Source organism: Streptomyces sp. NPDC021225 (assembly GCF_044332865.1).
Taxonomy (GTDB): domain Bacteria; phylum Actinomycetota; class Actinomycetes; order Streptomycetales; family Streptomycetaceae; genus Streptomyces.
In genome coordinates, this window is sequence record NZ_JBIRPV010000004.1 from 536,881 (window position 1) to 561,404 (window position 24,524).

Annotated in this window: 20 protein-coding genes; 8 read left to right on the top strand and 12 right to left on the bottom strand. The window is 72.2% G+C overall.

Features of this window, described 5'->3' with window-relative positions:
* Positions 1-8: 8 nt before the first annotated feature.
* The 4 genes from ACH4S9_RS20735 to ACH4S9_RS20750 all read right to left on the bottom strand — a co-directional run bounded on the left by ACH4S9_RS20735 (position 9) and on the right by ACH4S9_RS20750 (position 5,086).
* Positions 9-1,349: a VWA domain-containing protein gene (locus ACH4S9_RS20735; RefSeq protein ID WP_398373492.1), complete on the bottom strand. Its 1,341-nt coding sequence runs from the start codon at positions 1,347-1,349 to the stop codon at positions 9-11.
* A complete protein-coding gene (locus ACH4S9_RS20740; RefSeq protein WP_398373493.1) occupies positions 1,346-2,740 on the bottom strand; it encodes a hypothetical protein in 1,395 nt (464 codons plus the stop codon). The genes ACH4S9_RS20735 and ACH4S9_RS20740 overlap by 4 nt, the downstream gene beginning before the upstream one ends.
* Positions 2,740-3,255, bottom strand: coding sequence for a hypothetical protein (locus ACH4S9_RS20745; RefSeq protein WP_398373494.1), 516 nt, complete (start codon positions 3,253-3,255; stop codon positions 2,740-2,742). The genes ACH4S9_RS20740 and ACH4S9_RS20745 overlap by 1 nt, the downstream gene beginning before the upstream one ends.
* A 124-nt stretch (positions 3,256-3,379) precedes the next feature.
* Entirely contained in the window at positions 3,380-5,086 is a 1,707-nt protein-coding gene (locus ACH4S9_RS20750; RefSeq protein ID WP_398373495.1) for an IlvD/Edd family dehydratase, read from the bottom strand.
* Positions 5,087-5,369: 283 nt separating this feature from the next.
* On the opposite strand from ACH4S9_RS20750, the gene ACH4S9_RS20755 reads away from it, so the two are divergent.
* The 4 genes from ACH4S9_RS20755 to ACH4S9_RS20770 are packed head-to-tail and all read left to right on the top strand — an operon-like array spanning position 5,370 to position 10,235.
* Positions 5,370-6,644: an extracellular solute-binding protein gene (locus tag ACH4S9_RS20755; RefSeq protein WP_398373496.1), complete on the top strand. Its 1,275-nt coding sequence runs from the start codon at positions 5,370-5,372 to the stop codon at positions 6,642-6,644.
* A gap of 4 nt (positions 6,645-6,648) precedes the next feature.
* Entirely contained in the window at positions 6,649-7,632 is a 984-nt protein-coding gene (locus tag ACH4S9_RS20760) for a sugar ABC transporter permease (RefSeq protein ID WP_311725579.1), read from the top strand.
* Between the two features lie 7 nt (positions 7,633-7,639).
* Positions 7,640-8,515 (top strand): carbohydrate ABC transporter permease, encoded by an 876-nt coding sequence (locus ACH4S9_RS20765; RefSeq protein WP_311725580.1) that lies wholly within the window; start codon positions 7,640-7,642, stop codon positions 8,513-8,515.
* 49 nt (positions 8,516-8,564) lie between these two features.
* The gene (locus ACH4S9_RS20770; protein WP_398373497.1) at positions 8,565-10,235 is read left to right on the top strand and encodes a glycoside hydrolase family 43 protein; all 1,671 of its coding nucleotides are present in this window, start codon (positions 8,565-8,567) and stop codon (positions 10,233-10,235) included.
* Here the strand turns inward: ACH4S9_RS20770 and ACH4S9_RS20775 are convergent.
* Positions 10,181-10,783 (bottom strand): TetR/AcrR family transcriptional regulator, encoded by a 603-nt coding sequence (locus ACH4S9_RS20775; RefSeq protein WP_398373498.1) that lies wholly within the window; start codon positions 10,781-10,783, stop codon positions 10,181-10,183. The two genes, ACH4S9_RS20770 and ACH4S9_RS20775, sit on opposite strands and share 55 nt — an antisense overlap.
* Before the next feature lie 145 nt (positions 10,784-10,928).
* On the opposite strand from ACH4S9_RS20775, the gene ACH4S9_RS20780 reads away from it, so the two are divergent.
* The 4 genes from ACH4S9_RS20780 (at position 10,929) to ACH4S9_RS20795 (ending at position 14,919) form a co-directional block, all read left to right on the top strand.
* The gene (locus ACH4S9_RS20780; protein WP_311725585.1) at positions 10,929-11,888 is read left to right on the top strand and encodes a hypothetical protein; all 960 of its coding nucleotides are present in this window, start codon (positions 10,929-10,931) and stop codon (positions 11,886-11,888) included.
* A 71-nt stretch (positions 11,889-11,959) separates the two neighbouring features.
* Positions 11,960-12,787, top strand: a complete 828-nt coding sequence (locus ACH4S9_RS20785) for an ABC transporter ATP-binding protein (RefSeq protein WP_311725586.1) — start codon at positions 11,960-11,962, stop codon at positions 12,785-12,787.
* Positions 12,784-13,689, top strand: a complete 906-nt coding sequence (locus ACH4S9_RS20790; RefSeq protein WP_358842588.1) for an ABC transporter permease — start codon at positions 12,784-12,786, stop codon at positions 13,687-13,689. The genes ACH4S9_RS20785 and ACH4S9_RS20790 overlap by 4 nt, the downstream gene beginning before the upstream one ends.
* 72 nt (positions 13,690-13,761) lie before the next feature.
* Entirely contained in the window at positions 13,762-14,919 is a 1,158-nt protein-coding gene (locus ACH4S9_RS20795) for an ABC transporter substrate-binding protein (RefSeq protein ID WP_358842587.1), read from the top strand.
* Positions 14,920-14,957: 38 nt separating this feature from the next.
* Here the strand turns inward: ACH4S9_RS20795 and ACH4S9_RS20800 are convergent, their stop codons facing one another.
* The 7 genes from ACH4S9_RS20800 to manD form a co-directional block, all read right to left on the bottom strand.
* The gene (locus ACH4S9_RS20800) at positions 14,958-15,449 is read right to left on the bottom strand and encodes a hypothetical protein (RefSeq protein WP_398373499.1); all 492 of its coding nucleotides are present in this window, start codon (positions 15,447-15,449) and stop codon (positions 14,958-14,960) included.
* Between the two features lie 147 nt (positions 15,450-15,596).
* Positions 15,597-16,466, bottom strand: coding sequence for an SAM-dependent methyltransferase (locus ACH4S9_RS20805; protein ID WP_311725591.1), 870 nt, complete (start codon positions 16,464-16,466; stop codon positions 15,597-15,599).
* A gap of 184 nt (positions 16,467-16,650) precedes the next feature.
* Positions 16,651-18,978 carry a glycosyl hydrolase family 95 catalytic domain-containing protein gene (locus ACH4S9_RS20810; protein WP_361188436.1) on the bottom strand — a complete coding sequence of 776 codons (2,328 nt, stop codon included), beginning with the start codon at positions 18,976-18,978 and terminating at the stop codon, positions 16,651-16,653.
* 149 nt (positions 18,979-19,127) lie between these two features.
* Complete coding sequence (locus tag ACH4S9_RS20815) at positions 19,128-20,033, bottom strand: triphosphoribosyl-dephospho-CoA synthase (protein WP_398373500.1); 906 nt, start codon at positions 20,031-20,033, stop codon at positions 19,128-19,130.
* Positions 20,034-20,043: 10 nt separating this feature from the next.
* Positions 20,044-21,477 carry an MFS transporter gene (locus ACH4S9_RS20820; RefSeq protein WP_358842583.1) on the bottom strand — a complete coding sequence of 478 codons (1,434 nt, stop codon included), beginning with the start codon at positions 21,475-21,477 and terminating at the stop codon, positions 20,044-20,046.
* A 248-nt stretch (positions 21,478-21,725) separates the two neighbouring features.
* Positions 21,726-23,279 (bottom strand): mannitol dehydrogenase family protein, encoded by a 1,554-nt coding sequence (locus tag ACH4S9_RS20825; RefSeq protein WP_398373501.1) that lies wholly within the window; start codon positions 23,277-23,279, stop codon positions 21,726-21,728.
* A gap of 2 nt (positions 23,280-23,281) precedes the next feature.
* Entirely contained in the window at positions 23,282-24,517 is a 1,236-nt protein-coding gene (gene manD, locus ACH4S9_RS20830) for a D-mannonate dehydratase ManD (protein ID WP_311729057.1), read from the bottom strand.
* Positions 24,518-24,524 lie beyond the last annotated feature (7 nt).

Below are 24,524 nucleotides of genomic sequence, written 5' to 3' on the forward strand. Positions count from 1 at the left end.
TGGGTCTCCTAGGCGAGGAAGTTCTTGAGCTCGAACACGAGCTTGCGGATATGTCCGGAGATCACGGGCGCGCCGAGATCCTTGAGGCGTTCGCGGAACCACGGGTCCACGCTCTGCCGCCCCGAGCTGTTCACCGAGCCGACCGGGATCAGCTTCACCCCGGAGCGGTGCACGGACTCGAAGTCGGTCATCAGCGCTCGGTTGTCGAAGAAGTCGGAGATCCACACCAGCACGGTGTTACGGGGATCGGCGATCTTCGGCCGGGCCCGGGACATCGCGGCGGTGCCGTCCGTGCCGCCGCCGAGCCTGGTGCGCAGCAGCACCTCGAACGGGTCGTGCACCCAGGGGGTCAGATCCAGCGCCCGGGTGTCGTAGGCGACCAGATGGACGTCCACCTTGGGCAGCCCCGCGAAGATGGAGGCGAGGATGGTGCAGTTGACCATCGAGTCGACCATCGACCCCGACTGGTCGACGACCACGATCATCCGGGCGGGCAGGGTCCGCTTGGCGGTGTGCCGGTAGAACAGCTGGTCCACATAGAGCCGCTGGCTCTCCGGGTCCCAGTTGGTGAGGTTCTTCCAGATCGTGCGGTCCAGGTCGAGGTTGCGGAAGGTGCGCTTCGGCGGCACCGACCGGTCGAGCGTGCCCACGCTCGTCTGCTGGACCTGGGTGCGCAGCACCTCCGCGACCTCGTCGACGTACCGGCGGATCAGCGCCTTCGCGTTGGCGAGCGCCACGCCGGAGAGGTTGTCCTTGTCGCGGAGCAGCTGCTCGATGAGCGACATGCTGGGGGTCAGCGCTCTGGCCAGCCTGGAGTCGGCCAGCACCTCGCGCAGCCGCATGCGCCGCACCAGGTCGCCCTCCAGGGCCGACAGGGTGCCGCTCAGCTCGCCCGCCCCCTCGGCGCCCAGGGCCTGCTTGCACCAGCCCGCGTCCCGCTGCCAGTCGGCCAGCTGCTGGGCCGTCACCTCACCGGCTCCGGTGTTGAACACATTGAGCAGGAGCTTGGAGACCAGGGCGGCCCGGCGCACCCGCTCCCGCGGGTCCTCCGGCTCGTCCCCGGCGCCGTCCAGGGAGGCCGGGGCGTCGCCGGAGGGCGCCATCAGCTCCCGGAACTCGGGTTCCAGGTCCGGGAAGCGCTGGACGACGCTGTCCACCGACACGGACGGGTCCAGCAGCGCCGACGGCAGCCCGATGTCGTCGACGACGGCCACGCTCGCGGCCTCCAGAGCGGGCTGCTCCTCGGGGTCGAACAGGCGGGCCAGCAGCCGCCAGTAGAGGACCTGCCGCCGGTTCTCGGCGGCGGCGGCCGGAGTGTCCAGCCCTGTGTTCTGCGTGGTGTCGGTCATTTCCGCAGCAGCCGTCCCGCTCGCTCCCGCAGCACGGCGACCGCGTCGCCGGCCCTGGCCTCCGCCTTGGCGACCTTGGGATCCGTGATCCCCAGCGCCCAGTCGCCGCCGTGCACCTCGACCGGCTTGCGCTTGACCGTCGCCCGGACCGCCAGGGGCTGAAGCGCCCAGCGGCCGCCGTCCCACCGGAGCAGGCCGACACAGGCCGAGGAGTCGGCCACCAGCGCGGGCGTGAGCGGCCCGCAGGCGGGCAGCCGGTCCAGATCGAGCGGGAGGGTGCGCCCGTCCAGCTCCAGCACGCTTCCGTCCGTGGTGTACCCCTCCAGCAGCACGGGTTCGGCGATGCGCACCGGATGGCGCTCCAGCGGCGGCACCGGGGGCGCGAGTGCGTCGGCGAGCTGGATCCGGGCGGTGGCGAAGGGGTCGGCGGGCTCGCCCGCGCTGGCCCGGTCGTCGTGCCACACCAGGTCGCCACCGGCCAGCAGGGGCAGATCGGTGACCTCCAGGGCGCGGTGCTCCGCCAGCGCGGCCATCAGCTGGGGATGGCCGTGCAGCAGACGCCACACAGCCGGGCCGACGATCGTGTCGACCTTCGCGGCGACCACGCTCGTGCGCACCAGGCGCGCCGGAGCGCCGCCCACGGGCTCCAGGACCGCGTGCACCTGCGCCTGTACGGCGGTGCCGTGCTCGTGGACGTCCACCCCGAGGATCAGCAGACGCCCCGACACCGACTCCGCCGGCGGAGCGAGGCCGCCCCGCCCGTCGTCCCAGGACAGCGTGAGGGCGCGGGCCCAGAGGTCGGCCCAGCGCCGCGCGGGCAGCCGCTCCGCCGTCGCGATCGGGGACGAGGCACGCAACTCCGCAGCCAGGCCGTCCAGGAGCACCGCCGGGCGCCGCAGCTCCGGCTCGGCCAGCAGGGCCTCGATGGTCTGGTCCGCCGCGGATATCAGGTCGTGGCCGACGCCCCGCCATCCGGCGATGGCCAGCTCACGGAGCCAGGACCGAGCGCCGACGAGCGGGCCCAGCCCCTCCGGGGCCGCCGCGGGCGGCTCCGGCCAGGCCTCTCTGGTGCGCCCGAGGGCGGTGTCGAGGTCGGCCAGCCGGGCGTCGTGCACCGCGCCGAAGAGGGCGGTGCGCGCGCCCGCGAGGGCCGCCAGATGGTCGTCCGTGACGGATCCGACGGCGACCTTCGCCGCCGCCTCGGCCACCGCCGGACCCAGGGGGGACGCCGCCACGGCGCCGGCCAGGGCGGTCAGCGCCGCCACGCGCTCCTCGCCGAGCCGGGCGAGCCCGTGGACGAGGGTGTCGTCGAAGCCGGCCACCAGGTCGAGCGCCTCCGAGACCCCCGGCGGGTCGGCGTCGAGCAGTGCCGCGAGCTGCACACCGAGCATCAGCCGACCGCCTCCGTGGCCGGGAACCAGTGCAGTTCGGGGACGGGTGCCGTGGTGTCCGGCAGCTCCAGATAGGCCAGGTGGCGCAGGAAGCGGCTGAACACCACGGCCGCCGGCGCGGACTCGCGCGAGCCCGACAGACGGCTCATCAGGTCCGCGCCTCCGCCGGCCCCGTTTTCTTCGCCCACCTCGACGTGCAGATAGCGGGCCACGCGGTCGAGCCCGTACTGGAGCACCGCCTCGTCGGCCAGCGCCCGCAGATGCTTGCACGGCCCGCCGTTCAGCCCGCCGCAGGGCCGGTTGTTGTTCGTACTACAGCTGTAGTCATGGGTGCGCGCCGCGATCGACGAGACATACACCCGGGCGATGTCCGACCCGCTGGAGACCACCCCCTGCAACCGGCCCTCCGCCAGCTCGACGAAGGGGACCTTCGCCAGCTTGCGCGGCCGTACGGGGGGCACCACCCGGACCGTACTGCTCCGCTCCCACGTCGTTGTGTCCGCGTACACGACCATCGACCTCCAGCCTGGCGCCTGCGCCGAGACGGTTGCTCACATCCGGGAAACAGCTTTGCGGATGCCACTGACAATCCGTCCCGGCCGCCGGCGCCAGGCCGTGCTCACCGCGGTGCGAGGGTGGTCAGTGCGACTCCCGCGCGACGAAGGAACCGCGGGTTCCGGCGAGGAAGTCCAGCCCGGCGCCCTGGTCGGCCTGTTCGACGTGTTCGCGGTAGACGCGCTCCCAGCCGCTCTCCGCGGGCGGGGCGGCGGCCGTCACGGGCTGCCGTGCGGCGAGCTCCTCGTCCGGCACGTCCAGCCGCAGCACGCGCCGCTCCGCGTCCAGCTCGATCCAGTCGCCCGTGCGGACCAGCCCCAGCGGCCCGCCCGCCGCGGACTCCGGGGCGATGTGCAGCACCACGGTGCCGAAGGCGGTGCCGCTCATCCGGGCGTCGCTGATCCGGACCATGTCCCGCACACCGGTCTCCAGCACCTTCCGGGGCAGCGGCATGTTCCCCACCTCGGGCATGCCCGGGTAGCCGCGGGGGCCGCACCCCCGCAGGACCAGCACATCGGACGCGTCCACCGCGAGCTCGGGGTCGTCGATCCGGGCGTGGAAGTCCTCGATGCCGTCGAACACCACGGCGCGGCCCCGGTGGCGCAGCAACTCCGGCGTCGCGGCGGCCGGCTTGATGACCGCGCCGTCGGGACAGAGGTTGCCGCGGAGCACGGCGAGCCCGGCCTGGGGCGCGATCGGCTCGTCCGCGGTGCGGATGACGTCCAGGTCGGTGCTGGCGCGGCCGGAGATCTGATCGGTCAGGGGGCGCCCGGAGACGGTGACGCTCTCCTCGAGATGGTCCCTGATCTGCCCGAGCACCGCGTCCAGGCCGCCGGCCCGGTGGAAGTCCTCCATGAGGTGGGACCCGGCGGGCTGCACATCGGCGAGCAGCGGGATGTCGCGGCCCGCGCGGTCGATGTCGTCCAGTCCGAAGTCCGCGCCGACCCGGCGGGCGAGGGCCAGCAGATGGACGACGGCGTTGGTGGACCCGCCGATGGCGGCCACCGCGCGCACCGCGTTCAGCAGGGCCTCGCGGGTCAGCACGGCGCTGGGGCGGAGGTCCTCGGCGACCATCTCGACGATGCGGTTGCCCGCCGCGTGCGACAGCTCGAGCAGCCGGCTGTCCGGCGCCGGGAGCCCCGCGTTCCCGGGCAGCGTCATGCCCAGCGCCTCGGCGACGCAGGCCATCGTGGACGCGGTCCCCATGGTGTTGCAGTGTCCGCGGCTGCGGATCATCGCCGACTCCGCGCGCCGCAGGTCCGAGCGCGGCATCCGGCCGGCCCGTACCTCCTCGCTCATCTCCCAGACCCCGGTGCCACAGCCCAGCGCGCGCCCCTTCCAGGAGCCGTTGAGCATGGGGCCGCCGGTCACCATCAGCGTGGGCAGATCCACCGAGGCGGCGCCCAGGAGCAGCGAGGGTACCGTCTTGTCGCAGCCGCCGAGCAGGACGACACCGTCCACCGGGTTGCCCCGGATGAGCTCCTCGACCACCATCGCGGCGAGGTCCCGGAAGAACATCGCGGTCGGGCGCAGCAGGGTCTCGCCAAGTGATGGCACCGGCAGCTCCAGCGGCACCCCTCCGGACTCCCATACGCCCCGTTTGACGTGCTCGGCTATCTCCCGGAAGTGGCCGTTGCAGGGGGTGAGATCCGACCAGGTGTTGCAGATGACGATCTGCGGCCGCCCGTCGAAGGCGTGGTCGGGGAGCCCGCGGCGCATCCAGGCGCGGTGGATGAAGGCGTCGCGGGAGTCGCCCGCGTACCACTGCTGCGACCGAGTCGTGCCACTCATACGAACCGTTCCGATCTGTCGACGAAGATCCGTGTGAGGAAAACCTTCCCCGCGGGGCCCGCCCGTCATGGCTCTCCGGCCGGTCCATGCGCACCGAAAGTTTCGAATAGCGCCGCTTACGCGACCGAAACATTGACCGCATGACAACCGGTTCCTACATTGAGCCCGCCTGGACACGGCGCGCCGGACAGAAGAATCCACGGAATTTCCGAGCGCCGAAACTTTCGAAATACCGAACTCGCAAGGGCGGCAATGCCGAACACGGAAGCAGAGAGGTGAGGGCATGAAGTACCACGCCGGCCGGAGGGTTTGGGTGGCGGCCACAGCCGCGGTCATGGCCCTCACGGCTTCGGGCTGCGGGAGCGGCGCGGGCGACTCGGATGGCAAGATCACGCTGACCGTGACCACCCAGGTCGACTACGGATACCGGGATCTCTACAAGGAGTACGAGAAGAGCCACCCCGGCATCAAGATCCGCGAGGTGCTCGTCGACGACCTGCCGAAGAAGCTGGTCACCCAGCTCGCGGCGAACCGCGGCGCCTCCGACGTGGTGGGCCTCGGCGACGACACCATCGGCAAGTTCATCCCCAGCCACCAGCGCTTCGTCAACCTCGCCGACCACGGCGTCAACAACACCGACGACCCGTGGGTGCAGTGGGCGTACGACTACGGCACGGTCGAGAACGGCAAGTACGTGCTGGGCCTGCGCACCGACCTCGGCGGGCTCGGCATCTGCTACCGCACCGACCTGTTCAAGAAGGCCGGGCTGCCCACCGACCCCGAGCAGGTCGGCCAACTCTGGCCCACCTGGGCCAAGTTCACCGAAACCGGTGACAAATTCCGGTCCAAGGTGAAGGACGCCTCCTTCACCGCCAATACCGGGGACATCTGGGTCGGGATGGAGAACCAGCACAAGGAGACGTTCTTCGCGGAATCCGACGACTCTTTCATGGCCGACCGGAACACCTCCCTCAAGCAGGACTTCCTGACCGCCGCGAACATGTCCGTGCGCAAGGTCAGCGGCGGCTATCCGCCCTTCACCCCGGAAATGGCCAACGCCCTGAAGACCGGCAAGGCAGCAACCGCTGTCTGTCCCGCCTGGAAGCTCGACCGCACCAAGGAGGCCTCCGGCGCCGACAACTCGGGCACGTGGTCGGTGGCCGCGGCCCCGCAGGGCGGCAACTGGGGCGGCTCCTATCTGCTGGTGCCCAAGCAGACCAAGCACACCAAGGAAGCGGTCGAGCTCGCCCGGTGGCTGACCTCGTCCAAGGTCCAGAAGAGGCTCTTCCTCTCCAAGGGCTATCTCTCCAGCCACCCTTCGGTCTACAACGACCCCGCGGTGCAGGCGAAGAAGGACGCGTACTTCTCCGACGCCCCCACCGGCAAGATCTTCGCCGATGCCGTCGACAAGATGGAGCCCATCTACCGCGGCACCAAGGACAGCGACGTGGCCACCGCCTTCATGAACGCGCTGCTCCGCGTCGAACAGGGCAAGCAGAAGCCGGAGGACGCCTGGAACCAGGCCGTCTCCGACGCGAAGAAGGTCGCGGGGGACTGACCTGATGACGGTCACCGAGACCCGCCCGGGGGCGGAGGCCACCACGGCCGCCGCCCCGGGGCGCCGCCCCCCACGCCGCACCTGGCGATCCCGACTGACCCGCTTCGACCTGCGCTACACCCCGTATCTCTTCATCGCCCCGTTCTTCGTGATCTTCGGTGCCTTCGCGGTCTGGCCGCTGCTGTACACCGGCTGGATCTCCTTCCACAAGTGGGCGATCATCGAGGGCGACCAGGGCTGGACCGGACTCCACAACTACCAGGCCCTGTTCGCCGACGAGTACTTCTGGAACGCGCTGCTCAACACCGCTCTGCTGCTGGTGCTCGGCACCGGTGTACAGCTGGCCGTGGCGCTGTGGCTGGCCAGTGTGCTCAACCGGAAACTGAACGCCAGCGCCGTCTGGCGGGCCGGGGTGGTGCTGCCGCACATCGTGTCCGTGGTCGCCGTCAGCCTGGTGTTCGCGCAGCTCTACGGCTTCCACACGGGCATCGTCAACGATGTGCTGAGCCTGGTCGGCATCGACCGGGTCGACTGGCAGGCCAACCGCTGGACCGCGATTCCCGCCGTCGCCACCATCATCATCTGGCGCTGGGCCGGTTACTACGCGCTGATCTTCCTCGCCGCCATGCAAGGGGTGCCGCGCGAACTCAACGAGGCCGCGATGCTCGACGGCGCCTCCCCGCGGCGCGTGTTCTGGTCGATCACCGTGCCCTCCATCCGCCCCACCATCATCTTCTCCGTCGTCATGTCGACCATCGGCGCCATGCAGACCTTCACCGAGCCCCAGCTCTTCGACGTCCAGGGCACCGACGGCACCGGCGGCAGCGACCGGCAGTTCCAGACGCTGATGATGTACCTCTACGAAAAGGGCTTCCGCGAGTTCAACGCGGGCTACGCGGCCACCCTCGCCTGGGTGATGTTCCTGCTCATCGCCGTCGTCTCCGGCATCAACTACGCGCTGTCGCGGCGCATCGCCTCGAAGGACTGATGCCGTCATGGCCCTCGCCACCCACCCCACGACCGGCCGCCGCCGGCGCGCCGGTTCCGACGGCGGCCGGCGCCCCGGATTCCTCGTCTACGCCACGCTCGTGGCGGTGCTCGCCGCCTCCGTCTTCCCGCTCTACTACTCCTTCGCCCTGCCCACCCGCGACAACTCGGCCATCGGCGACTCGCTGCTCACCCTCACCCCCGGTGGCAACCTGCTCCACAACATCCAGCGCGTCTACGACACCGTCGACTTCTGGCTGGCCCTGCGCAACTCGCTGATCATCTCCACCACGGTCACGGTGTGCTGTGTCCTGCTGTCCTCGCTCGCCGGATTCGCCTTCGCCAAACTGCCGTTCCGGGGGCGCAACGCCCTCTTCGTCGCGGTGGTGATCACCGCGATGCTCCCCACCCAGCTGGGCATGATCCCGCTCTATATGCTGATGGGGGAGCTCGGCTGGATCGCCACCCTTAAAGCCGTCATCGTCCCGGCCCTCGTCAACGCCTTCGCCGTCTTCTGGATGCGGCAGGCCTGCGACGAGTCCGTGCCGTACGAGCTGGTCGAGGCCGCCCGCGTCGACGGCTGCTCCACACTCGGCGTGTTCTGGCATGTGGCGCTCCCCGCGATCCGCCCGCAGGCCGCCGTGCTCGCCATGTTCACCTTCATGGCCACCTGGAACGACTTCATGTGGCCGCTGATCGTCCTGGACCCCTCGGTCACCCCGACCGTGCAGACCGCGCTGTCCTCGCTGGCCAGCGGCTATGCCCTGGACTACACGCTCATCCTGTCCGGCGCCGCCATCGGCGTGCTGCCCCTGCTGTTCGTCTTCCTCCTGCTGTCCCGGCAGATCGTCGCCGGTGTGATGCAGGGCGCCGTCAAGGGCTGATCACCGCGGCGCCGACAGGGCGCCGCCGAAGCCGTACGAAAGGACCTGTATGACCGCGGGCCACATCCGCAACCCCGTGCTGCCCGGATTCCACCCGGACCCCAGCATCGTGCGCGTCGGTGCGGACTACTTCCTCGCCACCTCCACCTTCGAGTGGTTCCCGGGCGTGCCCGTGCACCGCTCCACCGACCTCGTCCACTGGGAGCCGGCCGGCCACATCCTGGACCGCGCCGACCTCCTCGACCTGCGCGGAATCCCGGACTCGGCCGGGGTGTGGGCGCCCTCGCTCTCGTACCACGACGGCCGGTTCTGGCTGGTGTACAGCATCGTGCGCACCATCGGACACCCCTACAAGGACGTCGACAATTATCTCGTCACCGCCCCGGACATCTCCGGCCCGTGGTCGGAGCCGGTGTTCCTCAACTCCTCCGGCTTCGACCCCTCCCTCTTCCACGACGAGGACGGGCGCACCTGGCTGCTCAACATCCAGTGGGACCCGCGCGACGGACACCCCGCCTTCGCGGGCATCCTGCTCCAGGAGTACGACCCCGGGAAGCAGGCCCTGATCGGCGCCCCGCGCACGATCCTCACCCACGAGGTGCTGATCGAGGGGCCCAATGTCTACCGCCGCGACGGCTGGTACTACCTGATGCTCGCCGAGGGGGGCACCGGCTGGAACCACGGGATTCTGATGGCCCGCTCGCGCGAGCTGGCCGGGCCGTATGAGCTCGACCCGGCGGGCTCCCTGATGACCACTCGCGACGCCCCCGAGTGGCCGCTTCAGAAGGCCGGCCATGGCGAGCTGGTGCGCACGGCGGAGGGGGAGTGGTTTCTCGCCCACCTGGCCTCGCGCCCGGTGCGCACCCGCGACGGGGACCGCTGTGTGCTCGGCCGGGAGACCTGCCTCCAGCGGGTGGCGTGGACTGACGACGGCTGGCTGCGGCTCGCGGACGGCGGCCGTCTGCCGAGCCTGGAGGTGGCCGCCCCCCGAGGCGCCGCACCGGCCCCGGTGCCCGTCCCGCCCGCCCGCGACGACTTCGACGCGCCCACCCTCGCCCCGTACTGGAACACCCTGCGGGCCCCCGCGAACCCCCAGTGGCTGAGCCTGACCGAACGCCCCGGCCATCTGCGGCTGCGCGGCCGCCAGAGCCCGCACTCCCGCTACGACCAGAGCCTGCTCGCCCGGCGTCTGACCTCGGTGCGCTGCGAGGCCACGACGGTCGTCGACTTCCGCCCCTCCCACTTCAGCCAGCTCGCGGGCCTGATCTGCTGGTACGACACCACCACCCACTACTACCTGCGGCTGACCCATGTGGAGGGCAGGGGCCGGGTGGTCGGCGTCGTCCTCACCGACGACGGCGCGTACGGCGAGCTGCCCCACTCCGAACTCGATGTGGACGACTGGCCGCTGGTGCATCTGCGCGCCCGCTTCGACGGCCCGGAGCTGCGCTTCGCCGCCTCGCCTGACGGGGTGTCCTGGCAGGACGTCGGCCCGGTGCTGGAGGCGACCAGGCTCTCCGACGACTACGGGAAACGGCTGCGGTTCACCGGCGCTTTCGTCGGAGTCTGCGTCCAGGACCTGGGCGGCACCCGGGCCGTGGCGGACTTCGACTGGTTCGAGCTGCAGGACATGGGTGAGGACGGGGCAGGTGAGGACGGGGCAGGTCAGGACAGCCCGAGCGCGGGGAAGACCGACGCGTCGAGGAAGCGGAGGAGGTAGTCGCGGTCGACGGGCTCCCCGTCCAGCAGCGGTCTGACCCGCATCACACCGATCAGCTGGGCGGGGACGAACTCGGCCGCCGCGCAGTCGGCCGGGATTTCGCCGCGCTCGACCGCGCGCCGGACCATGGCCGCGATCACCGAGACCTCCCGGGAGAACAGGGCGTCGTGCAGCGCCTGGAGCAGGCTCGGGTCGTTGAGCGCGGCATGGCCCAGCGCGTACAGCAGGGTGGTGTCCGAGTGGCACATCCGCCCGACGACGCCCGCCGTCTCGCGCAGATCGCCGACGAGGGTGCCGGTGTCGATGCCGTCCAGCGCCATGCGCCGGTCGCAGCGGCGCAGCGCGGCGGCGACCAGCTGCGGCTTGCTCTTCCACTGGCGGTAGAGGGTGGACCTGCTCGCCCGGGCCCTGGCCGCGACCCCCTCGAAGGTGAGGGCCTCATAGCCGCCCTCGGTCAGCAGGGCGAGGACGGCGTCGAAGATCTCCTGCTGGCGCTCGGCGCTGATCTTGGAGCGGCGTGAGGTGTCCGCCGTCGTGGGCGATGCCATGGGCCCGGCACTCTCCTCCCGCTGTGACTGTGCGGCACAACACACGGTACACGAGCGTATCGATACGCCTCTGTGCCGATACACTGGCGTATCGATACGCGGATGTATCGCACGTACGTCAACACCAAAGGGCCCGGGTAATGCCGTGAACGCCACCCTCATAGCCGTCGCGCTCGCACTCCTGTCGGCCGTCGCCTACGCGACCGCGGCCGTCGCGCAGGAGCGCCTGGCTGCCCGCACCGGCCGCGGCGGCCTGCGGCGACTGCTGGCACAGGGCGCCTGGTGGTCGACCGTCGGACTCAACTCCGGCGCGGCCCTGCTCCATGTGGCGGCGCTGAAGTTCGGGCCGCTCACCCTCGTCCAGCCCCTCGGCGCGCTCACGCTCGTCGCCGCCGTACCGCTCGGCGCCCGGGCCGCCGGGCGGCGCCCCACCCCGGACGAGTGGCGCGGCACCGCGCTCACCCTCGTCGGCCTCGGCGCCCTGCTGCCGCTCACCGCGCGCGGCAGCGCCCCCGACGCCACGCTCGGCACCGTCGCCGCGCTCGCCGTCGCCGCCGTCGTGCTGGCCCTGGCCGCGCTGCTCACCCTCGGCCGTCGCGGCCGGGGGCTCGGCCACGCGGCCGCCTCGGGGCTCACCTCCGGGGCCGCGTCGGCGCTCACCCAGACCCTGACGGTCGCGGGACTGGCCCTGACCTGGCGGTTCGCGGTCGTGGGCGGGCTCGTCGCGGGCTTCGCCGTGGCCGGGCTGCTGCTGTCCCAGACCGCCTACACCGGCGGCCTCGGCGGGCCCCTGGCCGTCCTGACCCTCGCCAACCCGCTCGCCGCCGCGGCCATCGGACTCGTCCTGCTCGACGAGCGCGTCCACGGCGGCCCCGCCGGGGTCGCCCTGGCCGGCCTGGGCGCCGTGGTGGCCGGGCGCGGCGTGGTGCTGCTCACCCGCGCCGCGCACCGGACGGCCACCGAGCCGCCGCCCCCGGAGTCGCTCCCACAGGCGCGCCCGGAGCCGCTCCCGGCCACCGGGCCGCTCATGCCGGCGAAGGTGATCATCCCGGCGGAGCCGCTCACGGTCACCGAGCCGGTTCTGGTCATCGCGCCGGGACGGTGACGTCCCGGCTCTTGTCTGAATCTGACGGGCCGTCATATCTTCTCTTGGGAAACAGCGGGAGGAGACACGGGGTGGAACCGCACACCACACCCACGGCCGCGCCGAAGGTGCGCGCCCGCGCGGTGACCCGCACGTTCGGGCACTCGGGCGAGCGGGTGCACGCGCTCGGGCCACTCGACCTGAATGTCCGCCACGGAGAGTTCTGCTGCATCGTCGGCCCGTCCGGCTGCGGCAAGTCCACCTTGCTGCGCATCGTCGCCGGGCTCGTCCGCCCCAGCGCGGGCGAGGTCGAGGTGCGCGCGGGCCGGCGCCACCCGGCCGCGATGATCCCGCAGGACTACGGGATCTACGACTGGAAGACGGTGCTCGCCAACGTCCGCTTCGGCCTCGACGTCCAGCGGGTGCCGCGCAAGGCCGCCGACGCGCGGGCCCGGGACTGGCTGGACCGGCTGGGCCTCGCCGACTTCGCCGACGCCTACCCGGCCACGCTGTCCGGCGGCATGCGGCAGCGTGTCGCCATCGCCCGCGCGCTCGCCGTGGAGCCGGAACTGCTGCTCATGGACGAGCCGTTCGCCGCGCTCGACGCCCAGCTGCGCACCATCCTCCAGGACGAGCTGCTCGCGGTGTGCCAGGCGACCCGCACCACCGCGCTGTTCGTCACCCACAGCCTGGAGGAGGCGATCGTGCTCGGGGACCGGGTGGTGGTGATGTCGGCCAGGCCAGGCCGGGTGATCGCCGAGCGGCGCCCGCCGTTCGAGCGCCCGCGCACCGGGCGGCTGCGCCGCTCCCCGGAGTTCGCCGCGCTCCAGTCCGAGCTGTGGGAGCTGCTGCGCGGCGAGGTCCAGCGGGCGGGCACCGGGGCCGCCGGGCCGGCGGTGGCGGCGGGCAAGCGCTCATGAACAGCGAGACCGCGCTCGGCGCGGACAGCGCCGCCGGGGCCGGTGAGTCCTCGGGCGGGCCCGCCGAGACCGTGCTGGTGCGGCGCCCCGGGCCCCGGGAGCGCGACCCGGTCCGGGCCCATCGGCGCCGCCTCGCCCTGGAGATCTCCCTGGCCGTCGCCGTGCCCACGGTACTGATCCTGCTGTGGCAGCTCGCCGCGTACCGGCACTGGATCGACCCCCGGGTCTACCCCGCGCCGTCCACCATCGCGGCCGACGGCTGGCAGCGCGCCGCCGACGGCAAGCTGTGGCCGGACGTGTGGGCCACGCTCCAGCGGGTGATCGCCGGCTATGCGGTCGGCACGGCCGCGGGCTATGTCTTCGGGCTGCTGATGGGCGCGGTGCGCGTCGTCCGCGCGGCGCTCGAACCCCTCCTCGACGCGTTGTACGTCGTGCCCAAGCTCGCGCTGCTGCCGGTGTTCCTCAATATGTTCGGCCTCGGCGAGGGCCCGCAGATCGCGCTCGTCGCCACCACCGTCTTCTTCTTCGTCTGGATCTCCACGATGGCGGCCGTGATGGGCGTGGCCGAGGGGTACCGGGAGGCCGGGCAGGTCTTCGGCGCCGGTCCATGGCAGATGTTCCGCCATGTCCTGCTGCCCGCCTCGCTGCCGCAGGTGCTGGTGGGCATGCGGGTCGCGGCCGGGGTGGCGGTCCTGGTGATCGTCGCCTCCGAACAGATCGCCGCCGACGACGGCCTCGGCCATCTCATCTTCGACTCACGGGCGCTGTTCCAGAACGACGTGATGTTCGTCGGCATCGTCTGCGTGGCCGTCCTCGGCGTGGTCTTCTCCGAGCTGGTACGCCTTGTCGGCCGCCGGCTCACCCCCTGGGCCCCGCGGGACCGCGGCCGCCCCCAGTCCTGACCGCCGGACCCGATCCCCGTTCCCGACCCCCACTTCACCCCGGCCTCACCGGAACCGGAAGGCGGCACACCCATGGCAGCACCCGGACCCTTCCTCGCCCGCACCCTGGCCACGGCCGTGACCCTGCTGGGCGTCCTCGCCTCCCTGACCGCCTGCGACGTCCAGACCTCCGACTCGCCGCGCCCCGGCGCCGAGCGCAAGCCCCGGCCGGTCACCCCCGTCGCCGGCTGCGCCAAGGGCTGGACCGACCCCTCCGAGAGGTCCGAGGCCCGTGCGCCCGCCCGCTGCGAACCCGGCGCGCCCGCGCCGCGACCGCTCAAGAAGAAGACGAAGGTCGTCGTCTCCGCCAGCACCCTGAACGCCGAGTATCTGGCGCCGCTCCAGATCGCCCTGGCCAAGGGCGAGTTCACCAAGGAGAACCTCGACGTCGAGGTGAAGCTGCTGCCCACCCCCGACGCGCTGCCCCTGCTGGCCAAGGGCGACATCGACGTCCAGTACGCGGCGCCGGAGGCCGGGGTGCTCAACGGCATCCGGCAGGGTTTCGACATCCGCTGGGTCGCCGGGAACTTCTCACCCGCGCCCGGCTCCAAGAGCGGATTCTGGGTCAGGCTGCGGCAGGGCCGGTCGGCGGACGAGGTCAGCCTCAAGGACCGAACCGTCGGCACCCTGATCGGCAAGGGCTCGGTCATCATGTACCCGATGGAGAAGGTGCTGGCCCGGCACCAGGCCGACGTGGACAGCGTCCGCTTCCAGCAGCTCGGCCCCGCCGAGGTCCTCACCTCGCTGAAGAACGGCGGTGTGGACGCGGCGTGGCTGCTCGACCCGGTGTGGCGCGAGGTGGACGGCGACGCCGGTTACGCCTTCCTCGGCGGCCAGCCGAGGGGCGAGCCGCTCGGCGGCCTGCTCTTCGGCCCCGACCTGCTGACCGGGGACCCGGACGCGGGAGTGGCCTTCCTGCGTGCCTACATCCGCACCGTGAACACGTACTTCGCCGGGGACTACAAGAAGGACAAGGAGTTTGTGAACGAGCTCGGCGAGGCGCTCAAGACCGAGCCGGACACGCTGGCCGCCGTGCCGTCGCTGCGCATGGACTGGGAGATCCGCGACGGCACGGTGGACCGCCTCCAGAAGGCCTACGCCGCGGCCGGGGTGACCGAGGGCGACCCGCTGCCCGAGGACCGGGTCGTGGACCGCTCGTTCTACGCGGAGGCGGTCGGCCACAAACCGTAAGCCGTAAGCCGTAAGCCGCAAGTCATGGGGGCCGGGCGTCAGTCGAAGACGAACGGGCCCGGCGACTGCTTGGCCAGTGCGTTGCAGGTGATCAGGACGCCCGCGATCGACATGCGCAGCGAGCCGCTGCCCAGGTAGGAATCCAGACTGTCACCGGGCGCCACCGTGCCGACGAGCGTGAACTGGATCGGGGAACCCGCGGGGATGGCCGGGCTGGAGGCGCCTGTGAACGTGGTCGTGTCCGGGCCGCCGTTCTTCTCGAACCGGAGGGTGGCGGAGACGGCGTTCGCCGGGATCGCGACCGGGGTGGTCAGATCCGGAGAGCCCGGCGTGATGGTGGCCCTGGTGCCGTTCTGGGCGGCGTGGAGGGTGACCTCCGCGGCGCCGAGCGTGCCGCAGTCGTACGGGGCCGTGGCGGTGTCCGGCGACACGGCCACCGCCGTGGGCGCCAGCGCCACGGCCCCCGCGAGGAGCGCGGCGCAGGCGGCGGCGGTGGCCGTGGCGCGTAACCCGGGAGTGGTACGTCTCATCGCTCGTCCCGTCCGATCCATGTCGGCGTCTCCGGACGTCTCGGACGCCCGGTCGGTCATCGGGCTCATTGACGCGCAGGGATCTTCAGAAGGCAAGCGCCCCGGCCGCCCCGGCGGCCGGGTGCGAACCGGAAGTGACCCGGCGGGTCAGGAGGCGGGCTTGCGGGCGACTCCCACCCAGAAGGACACCTCTTCGTCGGTCACGTCGCCGGTGCCCGTCCCGGCGTCCGGGGCCGCGAGCTCGGGGCGCCAGCGGTGCGGCACCTCGATGCCCGGCTCGACCAGCTCGAGCCCCGTGAAGAACCGTTCCACCTCGGCCCTGGTGCGGATTTTCCCCTGGATGCCACCGCTGTGGTAGATCTGCACGGTCCGCTGGGTGGCCTCGGGGTCGAAGTCCGGCGTGATGTGGCTCAGCACCAGATACGAGCCGGGGGCGAGCGGTTCGAGCAGCCGCTGCACGATCGCGTACGGGTCCCACTCGTCCGGGACGAAGTGCAGCAGCGCGCACAGGCTCAGGGCGACGGGCTGGGACAGATCCAGCACCTCGCCGACCTCGGGGGCGTTGAGGACGGTGTCCGGCTCGGCGACGTTCGCGTCGACGTAGGCGGTGCGCCCCTGCGGGTGGCTGCTGAGCAGGGTCTGGGCGTGGGCGAGGACGATCGGGTCGTTGTCGGCGTAGACGATCCGGGACTCCGGGGCGACCGACTGGGCGACCTCGTGGAGGTTGGGGCTGGTCGGAATGCCGGTGCCGATGTCGAGGAACTGGCGGATGCCGTGTTCGGCGGCGAGGTACCGGATCGCGCGGTGCATGAAGGCGCGGTTGGTGCGGGCTGCGGTCATGACGCCCGGCCACATGGTGAGCACCTTGGCGGCGGCCTGGCGGTCGGCCTGGTAGTTGTCCTTGCCGCCCAGGAAGTAGTCGTACATCCGGGCGCTATGCGGTTTGCCCTGGTTGAGGGGGGTGCTGGGGGGCTCCGGTCCGCTTCCGGTCTGGGCTGCTACCCCTTGAGCGGTCACGTGTGTTCTCCTCGATTTCAGGGCGTTTCAGGGCCTTCAGGGCGCTGATCGACGCGGCACCGCGTCTTCGCAAGGATCGTAAGCCGCCCGCCCACCCCGCGCCTTCACGGGGTGGGCATAACTGTCCGGAATAACTGCCCCGAACGAGGAGGAAGTTGTCGCACCCGCCCGGCCGCGTCACGGCTCAGTCGGGCAGCCCCCACGGCTCGGCGTCGCCGACGGCCGGCACCTCGCGCGGGTCCAGGTCGGGGTGGGTGCCGCGCGGGACGACGACCGCCGTCTCGTCCCGGCCGAGCGGGATCTCGACGCGGCCGGGCGCCGTCTCCCGGTACCGCAGCCGCCGCCCGCGCCCGTCCCGTACGTCGACCGCGCCCTCGATGCCGTGCGCCAGCACCAGCGGCGCGCCCGCCTCGCTGTGGACGCGCACCCACCGCGTCCGGCCGCCCGAGCGGTCCGCGTCCACCAGGAACGCGCCCTGGGTGCGCAGGGACTGGACGGAGGCGTCCGGCCAGCGCCGCGATATGGAGGGGAAGACCCGTACGACGCCGCCATGGCTCTGCACGGCCATGTCGAGGATCGACTGGGCCGCCGTCAGCGGGCTCTCGGTGCCGAGGTTGCCGCCCTCCACATACATGGTGTTCGCAGTCATCCAGGCGTTGTTGATGACGTTGCCGCCGGTGAAGAAGGTCAGGAAGTCCAGGGCCTCCTCGGGCCGTTCCATCCGGGAGGCCATGGAGGAGGCGACGCCGTAGCTGTAACCCGCCCACAGCGCACGGTCCTTGACCCAGTGGTCGAAGGTGGTGCGCATGATGTCCCGGTCGCCCGCCCGGTCCCAGTCCAGCTCGCCCAGCGGATAGAGCCACAGCATGTGCGAGAAGTGGCGGTGGGACTCGGTGAGCGGCTTGGCCGCGCCGATCATGATCCCGGTCGCGTCGCGCGGGTAGTCCACCAGACGGCGGAGGATCTCCCGCCAGCGCCCGGCGCGCGGGTGGTCGGTCCGGAGCACGCGCAGACAGTCCAGGAGGGTGGCGCAGCCCCAGCGGAGCAGCGAGAGGTCGTAGGTGCAGTCCTCGGCGTCCGCCCACTCGGGCGACCGGGTCAGCGGCAGATGCAGCTTGCCGTCGCCGCCCTCGTGCAGGAAGTGGTCGTAGAAGTTCACCGCCTTGACGAGGATCGGGTACAGGACGTCCCGGACGATCCGCACATCCATGGTGTGGCGGTAGCTGAGCCAGATGTTGTGCATGGCCCAGATCAGATTGCCGTTGTTGTCGGTCTTGGTGGAGGTGCCGGGGATGCCGACGGTCTTGGCGCCGGGGCGCAGCGTCCAGTCGGAGGGGTGGGCCAGAGCGTAGGTCTGACCGTCCTGGTACTCCGGGGGCACCGAGAGCGGCAGGTTCTTCTCGAAGTCCTTGAAGGTGGAGGTGACGGAGTCGAGTTCGAGGTGGTTGGACCCCTGGATCAGCCAGGTGGCGATCTGGACGTTGAGGTTCCACCAGACCGCGGTCCAGCTGCCGCCGGTCTCCGGGTACCACGGCCCCCACTCGGACATCGAGGGCCCGCCCGCCCGGGTGGCGCAGGCGGCCTTGTAGAGCTGGATCCAGTAGAAGTCCTGAAGCCGCTTGTCGGGCACGGACAGCAGGCTGCGCCGGTAGAAGCGGTGCCACCAGTCGCGGTGGCCGCGCACCAGCTCGTCCGGGTCGGCGGCCAGCGTACGGGCCACCTCCGCGACGGCCAGCTCGGTGGTCCCGTCCAGGTCGTCCGGGAAGCGGTAGACGATGTGCGCGGCGAGCAGCCGGCCGGTGCCCACCCGCCGCTCGCGCCAGGCGGTGGCCCATCCGCCGCCCGCGACCAGGGGCTGCTGGACGTAGTGGGTGTCGCCCGCGGAGCCGGTGCGGGCGTCGGGGTTGCCCGTGTAGTCCGCGGGCCGGTCCTTCTGCCGGGGCGAGATGGCGGGCATCCAGGTGAACGTCCAGGCCGCGGACCGCTCGCCCGCGCTCGGCCGGGTGGAGATCAGCAGCGCGGTACGGGAGTTGTGCACCAGCATGGAGAAGCGGACGCTGCCCCGCGTCGTGGTGACGGTGCCGCGCAGCTCGGCGTCCCAGAGGTCGAGGGTCCAGTCGATATCGGTGACCTCGCCGGCGAGCGTGAGGTCGAAGTGGCCGATGGGCAGCCGCGAGAAGCCGTACGGGGCGCGCCACTGCGGCCGTTGATCCTGCACCTGACCGTGGCTGACCATGATTTTCACGGAGTTGGGCGCGGCGCCCCGGTAGACCTGCGCGCCGAGCAGGCCGTTGCCGAGGAAGGGGCCGTCCTTCCAGTCGCCCGGCAGTCGGCGCCAGCGCATGGCGGCGGCTCTCACCAACCGCTCATGCGTGGTTCCGGGCCGGTCGGCGGCTTCTTCGGGCGCGGCCCACGCCGTGCCGGATCCGGTCAGCCAGCCTCCGGCCCCGACGGCGGCGGCCGTGCCGATCACACCTCGCCGAGAGATTCCGTTCCCCGTCGCTGAGGTCACGTACATGCCTCCCATACCTGGTTGTGAACTACCGGGCATAGTGCAGGCTGGCTCGACGGTAGGGAAGACCTCCGACCTATTGCAATTCAGGGAGGCGGTGAATTCGCAGGTGACGGGATGCAGCAGCGATGAGTGGTTGAAAGGTCCGATCAGACAGGGGTGTTGGAGGGATGGGCCAGTGGCGCCGGGAGGCCGTCGAGGAACAGCGCCCCGGCGAGCACCGCCGCGCTGCCCCGGGGCGCCACGCCCAGCTGGCGCAGCTCGGCGTCCAGCGCGGCCAGGGCGGCCGTGCCCTCGGCCGTCGCCGCGCCGCCCGCCTCCAGCACGGCGTGCGCCCCGTCCTGCACCCGCCTGAGCCCGGGCGGGCCCGCGCGGTACAGCGGCCCGGTGTCCTGGAGCGTGCTCATCACGGTGACCAGCGCGTCGAGGCGGGCCTGGGGCTCGGTGGCCCCCGCACCCCGCGCCCTGGACAGGGCGTCCAGGGCGCGGCGTACATGCGGAAAACCGGCCCGCGCCTCGCCCCGCGCGCCCGCCGCGCCATAGGTGGCCGAGACATGCGAGCCCGGCGAGGGCCTGCGCGGGGCGCGCCGGTCCGGGTGGGCCGCGATCCGCTTGGCGGTGGCGGGCAGTTCGCGGGGCGGGGCGCCGGGCTCCAGGGCGGCGGCCGCGACCAGCAGCCCCGTCACCCAGAGCGCCCCGCGGTGCGGGCCCGCGGCCGGGCCGCCGCAGGCCCGGGACATCGTCCACTCGGCTCCCCGGCCGATCGCGCCCAACTCCTCGCGGAGCGCCCGCGCCGGCGTGCCGGGGCGGCGGGCGGCCGCCGCCATGGCGGCGAACGCGGGCGCCAGCGCCTTGGCCGACCAGCGCAGCGCCAGCAGGTCCGTGCCGGTCGAACGGGCCTGGAGATCGCGGGCGTCGGCGAGGCCGGGCTTGGGCGTCAGCTCCGCCTGCGCGACCAGGGCCCGCACGGCGGCCCGCGCCAGGGCGTCGTCCGTCGCGGCCGGGGATCCGCCCGCCGCGCGGGCCGCGGGGCTTGCCGAGTGGTGTTCCGACATGGCCGCGACGCTAGTCGGCCAAGCTGTCGGAGAGATGGGTCCTTTCTGTGCGCGCGCTGTGCGGGGCGGACCCGGCCGGATCGGTGCTGTCGAGCGGGGTGTTGAGGTCCCGGTCCAGGGTCTCCGGGGCCATCCGGGTGGTGATGAGGCTGACCACGGCGACCAGCGACATATAGACGGCCACCGGGATCCAGGACCCCGAGAAGGCGGTGACCAGCGCGGAGCAGATCAGGGGCGCGACCCCGCCGCCGATCACCGAGGAGAACTCGCGGCCCAGGGTGACCCCCGCGTAGCGGTAGCGGTTTCCGAACAGCTCGGGGAAGTAGCTCATCTGCACACCGACGGCGCCCTGGCAGGCCAGGATGAAGCCGATGACGATGGCCACGGTGATCGCGACCTTGGAGCCGGAGTTCAGCGCGACGAAGGTGGGGGTCGGCAGCAGCACCAGGGCGCCGACGATCAGGGAGTACACGGGGCGCCGCCCGAAGCGGTCCGAGAGCGTGCCGAAGCAGACCGCCGCGACGCCGCCGCACAGGGCGCCCAGCAGCAGCACTTCCGGGACGAACTCCTTGTCCACGCCCACCGAGGACACCAGGTACGAGGCCATGAACACCTGGTACGTGTACGACTGGGTGCTGATTCCGAAGTTCATGAAGAGCACCAGGAGGGTCGGCTTCCGGCCGTGCCGGAAGACCTCCTTCACCGGTGACGCGGGCCGCTCGTGCTGCTGCTTCAGCTCCTTGAAGACGGGGCTCTCGTGCAGCTTGCGCCGGATGACCATGGCGGCCACGGTGACCAGCAGGCTGCTGCCGAAGACGAGTCGCCAGCCCCAGCTCATCAGAGCGTCGTCCGACAGCCGCTGGGCGAGGATCCAGGCCACGGCGCCGAGCGCGGTGCCCAGCGCGGCCCCGGTCATCACCAGGGAGGCCAGTCTGCCGCGCCGTCCGGTGGCCGCCGTCTCGGTGAGCAGGGTGGCGCCTCCCGACTGCTCGGCGCCCGCGCCGAAGCCCTGCGCCATGCGGCAGAGCAGCAGCAGGATCGGGGCGAGCAGGCCCACTTGGCCGTACGTCGGCAGCAGGCCGATCGCCAGGGTGGAGCCGCCCATCAGCAGCAGCGTCGCCACCAGCACCCACTTGCGGCCGAGGCGGTCCCCGTAGCGGGAGAAGAACAGCCCGCCGAGCGGCCGGGCGGCGAAGCCGACCGCGTAGGTGCTGAAGCTGGCGAGGATGCCGACGGAGGCCGACACATTCGGGAAGAAGAGATCGCTGAAGATCAGGGCCGAGGCGGTGCCGTAGATGACGAAGTCGTACTGTTCCAGGGCGGTGCCGATCAGACCGGCCCAGGCGGCACGACGTACCGCGCCCGGGTCGGCGGGCGTCTCCTCGGGCGGGGCGGTGGTGGTCGTCGTGGGCGGGGGCGCGGTGGTGCGCGGGGTGTTGTCCATGATCCATGCCTCCTTGAACGGATCGAATTCCGGAGCGGTTTCAGGGCAGGGCAGAGCAGGGGTGAGGGGGACGGGGGAGGGACGGGCCCCGGGCCGGGGGCCCGGGGAGCCGGAGAAGGGGGATGCGAGGGTTCGCCGAGGGCGCCGGCCAGGGGCCGGCGGCCGGGAACGGGCGGGGTGGGCCGCTGTTCCGGCCTGCGGCTCAGCCGCGAGACCGGCCCTGGCGATCAGGATCCGCGGGACGCCGCTCAGGCGCCGGGGCGGCCCGCGGATTCGACGGGAAGGGGGGCCACGGCCTTGGCGGTGGCCCGCAGGGCCTCGGCCGCCGCGGGGGCCGGGCCGAATCGCACGATGATGTCGATGAGTTCGGCGGTGCGCGCCGCGAACGCGGGGTGTTCGGGCAGCCCGTCGCCGAGCAGCCCGCCCTCCAGAACGGCCTCGACGAAGGCTGCCCCGGACGAGGCGCGGACCCGTTCGGCGGTCGCGGCGAGCGACTCCCGGGCCGGATCCACCATCGCGGTGGCGTGCGGGCCCGGCGAGAAGCCGGCCGGGGGCGCCACACAGCACAGATAGGCGGCAACCGTCAGCGCCAGATGGTGCGGCATCCGCCCGGCGCGCAGCTGGAGCAGGGCCGGGTCGGGCACCCGCTGGCGGAGCTTGACCGAGCCGTCCGAGCCGACCTGCCGGGTGCGGTGGCCCAGCGCGGAGTTGGCCCAGCGGTCGAACAACTGGCCCACGTAGCCGTCGAGATCGATGTCGGCGGGCACGGTGAGGCTCGGCAGGTACTCCTCGTACAGCACGCTCCGCGCCGCCTCGGCGATGAACGGCCTGGCGACCGCGTCCGGGATGGTGTCCCGCCCGTCCAGGGCGCCCAGATAGGCGATGAGCGAGTGCGTGCCGTTGAGCAGCCGCAGCTTGAGCAGCTCGTACGGCTCGACGTCCGCCGTGAACAGGGCCCCGGCCGCCTCCCAGCGCGGACGACCGGCGGCGAACCGGTCCTCCATCACCCACATGGAGAACGGCTCGGCCGGCACCGGCACGGCGTCGCGCACACCGAGGTGGGCCGCGACCGCGTCGCGGTAGGCGTCGGTGGTGGCGGGCACGATCCGGTCCACCATGGAGCCGGGGAACGCCACCGAGCTCTCCAGCCACGGCACCAGCTCGTCGCGTTCGGCGGCCGGGAGCGCCTCGGTGAACTCGCGCACCAGCCGCCTCGTCAACTCGCCGTTGCCCACCAGGTTGTCGCAGCTCAGGACGGTCACCGGCCGCGCGTGGCCCCGGCTGCGGCGCTGTAGCCCCCGCACGATCCGCCCGATGGTGGTGCGCGGTGGCGCGTCACCGCGCAGATCGGCGCGGACCGCGGGCGCGTCGAGATCCAGCCCGTGGGTGCGCGGGGAGAAGGTGTACCCGTGCTCGGTGACCGTCATGGTGATGACGGCCGTGCCGGGCGCGGCCAGGGCGTCGAGCACGGCGTCCGGCTGCTCCGCGGCCACCAGCGCCCCGGTGTGCACGGCGGGGACGGTGACCCGGGTGCGGCCGGGGGAGATCTCCACGACCGCGTAGCGCAGGTCCTGCTCGTGCATCGCCCGCACCACGTCGGTGGAACGGCCGGCGACGCCGAGGATGCCCCAGGGGCCGTCGGCCTGGGCCAGCGCCGCCGCGGTGTGGACGGCCTGGTGGGCGCGGTGGAAGTTGCCCAGGCCCAGGTGCACGATGCCGGTCTCGGCCGGTGGCCGGGCGAGAACCGGCGCGGCCGGGGGAACCGTCGCCCGGCCGAGGCGGGGCAGAGTCGTCGATCGCATCGTCACCAGTCCGTCATCGAGCCGTCGCGGCGCCGCGCGACGGGCAGGTAGGCGGGCTCGTACGGGAACCGGGCGGCCAGCTCCTCGTCGACCTCGACCCCGAGCCCGGGCCGGTCACCGGGGTGCAGATGGCCGTCGGCATAGCTCCACGCGTGGCGGAACACCTCGTGCACGACCGGCTCGTAGCCCATGTACTCCTGAATGGCGAAGTTCGGGGTGGCGAGGCCCACGTGCAGCGACGCCGCGAGGGCCACCGGCGAGACATCGGACGGCCCGTGCGGGCCGAGCCGCACCTGCCAGATCTCGGCGAGCGCCGCGATCCGCCGCAGATGGCTGATCCCGCCCGCGTGGGTCACACAGGTCCGGACGAAGTCGATCAGCTGCTCGGTGATCAGCGTCTGGCACTCCCAGACGGTGTTGAACACCTCGCCGATCGCCAGCGGCACGGTGGTGTGGAGCCGGACGTGCCGCAACACCTCCTGGTTCTCCGCGGGGGTGACGTCCTCCAGCCAGTAGAGGTCCACCTCCTCCAGCGCGCGCCCGAGCCGGGCCGCCTGGCCCGGGGTGAGCCGGTGGTGGGCGTCGTGCAGCAGCGCCAGCTCGGGGCCCACATGCGCGCGGACCCCCGCGAGCACACGCGGGGCGTGCCGGAGGTAGGAGTCGGTGTCCCAGACCTCCTCCACCGGGGCCGCGCCACGCCCGGCCGGCTCGTACCCCGGGCCACCCCTGGTCACCCCGTACACCGTGTCCAGACCGGGGACGCCGCTCTGCGCCCGCACCGCGAGAAAGCCCTGCTCGCGCCGTGCGTCGACCGAGTCGAGCAGCTCGGGGAGGTCCCAGCCGGTGGCGTGGGTGTAGGTCAGGATCCGGTCCCGCACCGCGCCGCCGAGCAGTTGGTACACGGGCTGGCCGGTGGCCTTCCCCTTGATGTCCCACAGCGCGAGGTCCACCGCGCCGATGGACGTCATCGTCACCGGGCCGCGCCGCCAGTACGCCCCGCGGTAGAGGTACTGCCAGGTGTCCTCGATCCGCGCCGGGTCCCGGCCGATCAGCAGGGGAGCCACATGGTCGCGCAGATACGAGGCGACCGCGAGCTCACGGCCGTTGAGCGTGGCGTCGCCCCAGCCGACCAGGCCCTCCGCGGTGGTGATCTTGAGCGCGACGAAGTTGCGGCCCGGGCTCGTCACCAGCACATCGACCGCGACGATGGTGTCGCTCCCGGGCGTCCCGGCCTCCATCGGGCGG